The organism is Nitrosomonas sp. (genome assembly GCF_040240425.1).
Lineage (GTDB): Bacteria > Pseudomonadota > Gammaproteobacteria > Burkholderiales > Nitrosomonadaceae > Nitrosomonas.
This window is the reverse complement of sequence record NZ_QPHG01000037.1, coordinates 20744-27368: the sequence shown is the minus strand read 5'-3', so window position 1 is coordinate 27368 and position 6625 is coordinate 20744. Positions and strand designations below refer to the sequence as shown.

4 protein-coding genes are annotated in these 6625 nt (G+C 49.0%); 1 reads left to right on the top strand and 3 read right to left on the bottom strand.

Annotated features, from left to right (window positions below; translation table 11 throughout):
* Nucleotides 1-380 precede the first annotated feature (380 nt).
* Entirely contained in the window at nt 381-4139 is a 3759-nt protein-coding gene (locus DU481_RS12540; RefSeq protein ID WP_350135031.1) for a PAS domain-containing hybrid sensor histidine kinase/response regulator family protein, read from the top strand.
* A 10-nt stretch (nt 4140-4149) separates the two neighbouring features.
* Here the strand turns inward: DU481_RS12540 and DU481_RS12535 are convergent, their stop codons facing one another.
* From DU481_RS12535 to DU481_RS12525, 3 genes are all read right to left on the bottom strand, one after another.
* A complete protein-coding gene (locus DU481_RS12535; RefSeq protein WP_350135028.1) occupies nt 4150-5385 on the bottom strand; it encodes an EAL domain-containing response regulator in 1236 nt (411 codons plus the stop codon).
* A 213-nt stretch (nt 5386-5598) separates the two neighbouring features.
* Nucleotides 5599-6180: a hypothetical protein gene (locus DU481_RS12530; protein WP_350135025.1), complete on the bottom strand. Its 582-nt coding sequence runs from the start codon at nt 6178-6180 to the stop codon at nt 5599-5601.
* A complete protein-coding gene (locus DU481_RS12525) occupies nt 6177-6617 on the bottom strand; it encodes a hypothetical protein (RefSeq protein ID WP_350135023.1) in 441 nt (146 codons plus the stop codon). Before DU481_RS12525 ends, DU481_RS12530 begins: the two co-directional genes overlap by 4 nt.
* Nucleotides 6618-6625: the final 8 nt, after the last annotated feature.

The window sequence follows — 6625 nt, the reverse complement described above, 5'->3', positions numbered from 1 at the left end:
GATGGTTCATTAACTTGAGATTCTTAGAGTTTCCAGTGGACAAAAATCAATGCGTTTGACAGAACCCAACCTTCCCATAACATGTTCTCATAAAATTATTTTTAACAACACTTTTTTATTCCTTTGCTTACCTTAGCCGCTACTTCTTACAGTTTGGATGAGATTTATGAATCAAATTCAGTATCGGCTGTGGTAGGAAATAATTCTGGATGGGATTACGGCATCTGAGTGCAATAAGATTAGCCGAGATAATATAAGCTACTATCGATAGCACTTAATCAACCCCAAACTATCTTTGTTTCATCCTGTTCGATTTTCTGATTAAATACAGGAAAATAGGCTAAAAAACCGCAGTTTGCGGCTCATGCAAGGAGGAACTGATGAAATTCACGTCGCTGACACAGCGTTTTGCTGTCTGGTTCACATTGGTTTCTTTGCTGCCCATATTGGTGATCGGCAATAGTCTGCTGCATACTTTTGAGAAGGAAATAAAAAAATCGGCTATCCGGAATGTATCCGCGATCGCCGATAAAAAATTTGAACAAATCGACAGTTACCTGCAAGAACGCTTACTCGACGCCAGTTTAATACGTGACGCCAGTACGACGCATGAAGCCATTACTGGATTTTCCCGGATTTTTAAGGAAAACGGTGTGGATTCGGATGAATACCGGCAGCTGGATGCCAATTATCGTGAAAATTTCAAACGTTTTGTCGAGGATGCGAAATATTACGATCTGTTTTTGATTTCTACCGAAGGCACGATCATATATTCGCAAACGCACGAGATCGATTTTGCCACTAACTTATTCACCGGCCCTTATCGCGATACCGGGTTAGGTAAGGTTACCCGCTATGCATTGGATAACTTAAAAAGCAGTATTTCAGATTTTGAACGCTACGGGCCATCCCGAGGTGCGATTGCTGCATTTGTCGCCACACCGATCATTCTGGATGGTGAAACTAAGGGTGTATTGGCGTTGCAGATCTATAGTCAACGCGTGTTCACGGTGTTATCGAACAATGTTGGATTGGGCGATAGCGGCGAAACGGTTGTGGCGCGCCTTGAAGATGATCAGACTGCGCTGGTCATGGCGCCCTTGAAGTATGACCCTGATGCCGCATTGAAGCGCAAGATACCGCTTAATACGCCACCTTCGTCCGAAGCCATGCAAAATGCCCTGAATGACCAAACAGGCGGTGCGTTAACGGTTGATTACCGCGGTAAGGAAGTGGTCGCGGCATGGCGTTATTTGCCGCGTATGAAATGGGGTATCGTGGTGCAGATTGATGTCGAGGAAGCCTTCGCTTCTGTTTCCAAAGTGCATTTTATCGGCTTAGTTATTCTGATTCTGACATTGCTCGCTGCCTTATTGGGGGCGGTACTGTTTCACCGCCGTGTTGTCAATCCTTTGAAACATTTGAATCAGACCGCGCAGGAAATTTCCACCGGCAACTTGCATCAACGCGTTGCGATTGAAGGCTGGGATGAAATGCGGCAATTGGCAAAAACCTTTAATTTAATGGTGGAACAGCTGAATGCCAGTGATCAGGAACGCAACAAAGCAGAAGGAAATCTGGTGCAGCTCAATCTGGAACTGGAGCACCGTGTTGCAGCGCGGACCGGCGATTTGCAACGCGCCAATGTGGCTTTGGCGATCAAAGAGGAAGAAATGCGTTCGGTGGTTGAGCACATGGTGGATTGTGTGGTTACTACCAATGAAATAGGTACGATTCTTTCCGCCAATCCGGTGATGGAAAAATTGTTCGGTTACAGCCACGAGGAAATGATCGGCCAGAATATATCCATCATCGTGCCTGAACCGGATCGCAGCAAGCATATCGGTTATATGGAAAACTATTGCCGTACCGGACATGGTCAGGAGTATGTCGGCCGCGCTTATTTATCCGGTTCACATGGGATTGGTTTGGGCCGGGAAGTGGAGGGCGTGCGCAAGGACGGGGAACGGATTGAACTGTATCTTGCGGTCAGTGAATATTTTGTCGCGGGGAAGCGGCATTTTACCGGTGTCATGCGCGATATCCGTGAACATGTGCGCATCATGAAGGAACTCAGGCAAGCCCGGATTGAAGCGGAGCAAGCCAGTAAAGCCAAATCGGCGTTTCTGGCCGCCATGAGCCATGAAATTCGCACACCGATGAACGGCGTGATCGGTATGATCGACGTGCTCAGACAGACCAGTTTGAGCGGTTATCAAATGGAAATGGCCAACCTGATCCGTGATTCCGCTTATGCCTTGCTGGCCATTATTGAAGACATTCTGGATTTTTCCAAAATTGAAGCGGGTAAGCTGGAAATCGAAAAAATCCCGATGCCGCTAGCCAGCATCATCGAAAATGCATGCGGCATGCTGGCGCATTTGGCGCTGAGTAAGAAAGTGGAATTGACGCTATTCATCGATCCCGCGATTCCGGAAAATGTATTGGGCGATCCATTGCGCTTGCGGCAAGTACTGGTGAATATCATTAATAACGCGATCAAGTTTTCCAGTAAACAGGAAAAACAAGGCAAGGTATCGGTGAGGGTATTATTGACGGAATCCAATCCGGATCAAGTGGTGGTGACTTTCCAGGTAACCGATAACGGCATCGGCATGGATAAGGAAACGCAGGAAAAACTTTTCAAATCTTTTTCCCAAGGCGACCCTTCCACCACGCGGCGCTTTGGCGGAACCGGTCTTGGCTTGGCGATTTCCCATCATCTTGCGGAGCTGATGGACGCGGAAATAACTGTGCAAAGCGAACCGCAACAAGGCTCTACCTTTATCATACAAATGCCCTTTAAACCGCTGCCGGCGGCTGCTGTTGCCGATCATAAGATCGAAGATCTGGAGGGCATGAATTGCTTGATACTGGGTGAAAACGATGGCCTGAGCAATGATCTGGCCGTTTACTTAAAAAGCGCCGGTGCACAGGTTGAGCAAGTAACCGATCTTGACCGGGTCGATCAATTTATTCAGGGGCTTGCGCCGGGCTTGTGGCTCGTTGTTATCGATGCCGGGCAGCATGTGCCGCTCATCAACGAATTACGTGCCGCGTTTAACGCCCGTGCGAAAAAAATAAAAGGCGTCGCGAAAACCGGACCGGAAGCAGCGCAATCTTCCATCGAACCGCGTTTTGTCGTGATCAAGCGTGGCCGCCGCCGGCAAGCACGTATCGAAGATATCGATATCATTACGCTGGATGGCGATGTCATGTACCGTCAATCGCTGCTGCGCGCAATGGCGATTGCCGCCGGCAAGGTGGAAATGAACACGGAAACCGCACCGATCGTCAATTTACTCAAATCCGGACCTGAGCCGGTGTCGCGTGATGAAGCGTTGCGGCAGGGTAAGCTCATCTTGGTGGCGGAGGATAACGACATCAACCAGAAAGTCATCCGCCAACAGCTCAACTTGCTCGGCTACGCTGCGGACATTGCCAACGATGGGCGTGAAGCGCTGAAACGGCTGCAGAACTGCAACTACGCACTGCTGCTGACCGATTTGCATATGCCCGAAATGGACGGCTTTGAATTGACGCAGGAAATTCGGTCCCAGGATTCCACCCGGAAACACATGCCAATTGTCGCACTGACTGCCAATGCGTTGAAAGGCGAAAGGGAACATTGCCTGAATGCCGGTATGGACGATTATCTGAGCAAACCGGTGCAGCTTGAGGATCTACGCCGGATCTTGGAACAGTATCTGCCGGGTGACAAACCGGCAGCAGCGGCGCAGTCCGATATTCCCGCAAACGTGACCGTACGCGAAATGGAAATAGTCACAGTGCCGGTCGACGTACAGGTGCTGGAAAAATTAGTCGGTGACGATCCGGCGATGATCCAAGAAATGCTGCTGGATTTTCGCGCCAGTGCGGAAAAAATCGCAACCGGATTGCACGCTGCATATCAAGCAGGCCAGTTTGCTACGGCCGGTTTATTGGCACATAAACTAAAATCATCCGCGCGATCGGTAGGGGCGCTGGCACTGGGTGAATTATGCGCGGCGATGGAGCAAGCGGGGAAAAAGAACGATGCAGCGGAATTGGCTGTGCTGTTACCGCAGTTTGACGTGCAGCTGATTGCGGTCAAATCATATCTCGACATGTTGTGCACGCAAGACGGGAAAAACGCCTGATACAGCTTGTCTAGGATGCCGGGGAATTATCCAGTAACCCGGTGCTGCGCACCCTGTTTTGCCATTCATCCATCCAGCGTGGCAAGTCATCGGCAAGCAGCGGCTCGGAGATAAAATTACCTTGCGCCATATCGCATCCCGTTTGGCGTAAAAGCGCCCAATCATCGCGATCTTCAACCCCTTCGGCGACGATGTCCATACCGAGCTGTTTGCCCATTGCCAAGCTGGCGTCGTAAATGGCGCGCAGGGTATCGTCGCTCCAGGCGCGATGCACGAATCCTTGGTCGATCTTCAGTTCATTGAATGGGATATCACGCAGTTGCGCCAGAGAGGAATGGCCGGTGCCGAAATCGTCAATGGACAAATGAAACCGTTTGAGCCGCAAGCGGGTGAGAATTTCCAGCGGAATGCGCGCGTCTGGGCCCATGACTTGGCTTTCGGTGATTTCGACGACGATTTTTTGCGGCGGCAGGTTATTTTCGTTGACGAGATTGACCACCATGTCTTGAAAATTCAAAGAAGCGAGATTATCCATGGTGACATTGATGGACACACGCAATGTGAGTCCGCTTTGATGCCATTTTCCTGCCTGAACGATTGCTTGTGTCAGCACCAAACGCGTCAGATCGTCGATCAGATTGTTGTCTTCCGCAATGTGAATAAACCGGTCTGGCATGATCACGCCATCTTGCGGGTGATGCCAGCGCACCAGCGTTTCCACGCCAATCACGTCACCGTTTTCAACCGATACCTTGGGCTGGTAATAATTTACCAGCTCTTGATGGGCAATGGCCGATTTAATATCGTCCGCGCTATAAATTTTACGGCTGGGTGACAGTGGATTTAAGGCATCCACTGTCCATCCCCGCAGAATTTCCGCTAATTTCTCGGGATCAACGGGTTTGTGCACATAACCGAGCATCGGTATCTGGTGCGCATGGACCAGCCTTTCAGCGGTTTTTAACATTCGTTCATCTTCGCCGCTGACTAAAACCAGCTTGCCGTGATATTGGCGATCCACCAGATAGCGGACAAACTCAATGCCGTCCATATCCGGCATATTCAGGTCGAGCAGAATCAAATCCGGGCACGTATCCACATGATCGATTTTCTTGAGTGCATCCGAGCCATTGTCACACGTTGCGATAGCGGTATAACCCAGCTTGACCAGCATCCGCGACAGAAGCTTGAGCATAAAGGTGTCGTCATCAAGGATCAGTATCTTAATGTGAGATGCGCTATCCATATGGTTTTTTCTAATAGAAATGGATTGGAATGCCAAAACCAATGATTCTCGGAATATCAGCGCATGATCATACACTGTGTATCGATAAAGAAGATAGCGATCGTTTTTTTCCGCTATGCCATGGGATGATAGCGATGATTACCGGCTGGGAATCAGTTTGAGGTCATCGGAATGCAACTGGAAAGATTGCAGACCAATGACAGAAAGATGGAATTAATCATCGATCAGCACATGACCGAAAAAAGCGAAAACACCGATCGCGATGCCGGTGACGAATTGCGCATGCACCAAATAGGAAAATTTCTTGAGCTCGACCGGCGAATAGCGCAAGGTCAAGAACAATCCGAAAAAACCCTGCCAGAGTACCAGCGCCAATAAGGCCGGGAAGAAAAGAATATGGCTATAACGTGAAAATCCCATCATTCCGATGTGCAGCAAAATGACGGCAACCGCCGCGATACCGAAATAAATATGCGTGCGGTTCAGCCAGATCAACAAACGGTTCAACTGCGATGATTCAATTGGAGCGATATAGTCCGGGAGCAGGCGCTGCGCTAATTTTCCTTGACCCAGTGCCAGTTTTAACAAGGTTCGGAAATAAATAAATACCAATAGCGCCAACCCAGCTTTGCCGAACCCTTCACCAATTTCGGTGAGGAACGTTTCGCGCTCTTCCGGGATGGGATGAACCGAGTAAGCGTAAATAAAATACGCCAATGAAATCAGCGAAATTACTGCCGTATAAAGCAGAATGTTGCGGATATTTTTCAATGATTGCTGCATATTATTGGTCATTTGTTTACCGGGTAACCCGTCACTTTTAGAATTTCCCACTTAAAGTCATGAACGTCGGCAACATCATCGGGCAAAGCCATCGATAGCGCGCCCTTGGATAGCGGTGGCAGATCAAGATCGATGTCATGCACTTTCGGATCATGCGACATGTTCGCATGCATGTGCATATGATGATGGTCATGCACCGGCGTCATGCTGACCACGAGTTGCGTAATATGGTAATGGTCGTTGCCGTTGTAGATCGTGCCGCTGAAAATCCCCCAACCAAATCCAGCGTCGATTTTCAGTTTTTGAATGGCATCTTCGGGTAACTCAATCATTTTCGCATTCGATGGCGGTTGACCCGCTTGTGCGTTCGATGAAGCGATCAGTAAAGCCAGTAATAATCCGGCGAGCAGCCTGAAGAATTTTTCCTGTTTAACGGTGCGTATAACCATTGGATACC

Bases quoted from the DNA above. Each gene is read 5' to 3' on its own strand.
- DU481_RS12540 (WP_350135031.1), top strand. From the start codon at position 381: ATGAAATTCACGTCGCTGACACAGCGTTTTGCTGTCTGGTTCACATTG.
- DU481_RS12535 (WP_350135028.1), bottom strand. From the start codon at position 5,385: ATGGATAGCGCATCTCACATTAAGATACTGATCCTTGATGACGACACC.
- DU481_RS12530 (WP_350135025.1), bottom strand. From the start codon at position 6,180: ATGACCAATAATATGCAGCAATCATTGAAAAATATCCGCAACATTCTG.
- DU481_RS12525 (WP_350135023.1), bottom strand. From the start codon at position 6,617: ATGGTTATACGCACCGTTAAACAGGAAAAATTCTTCAGGCTGCTCGCC.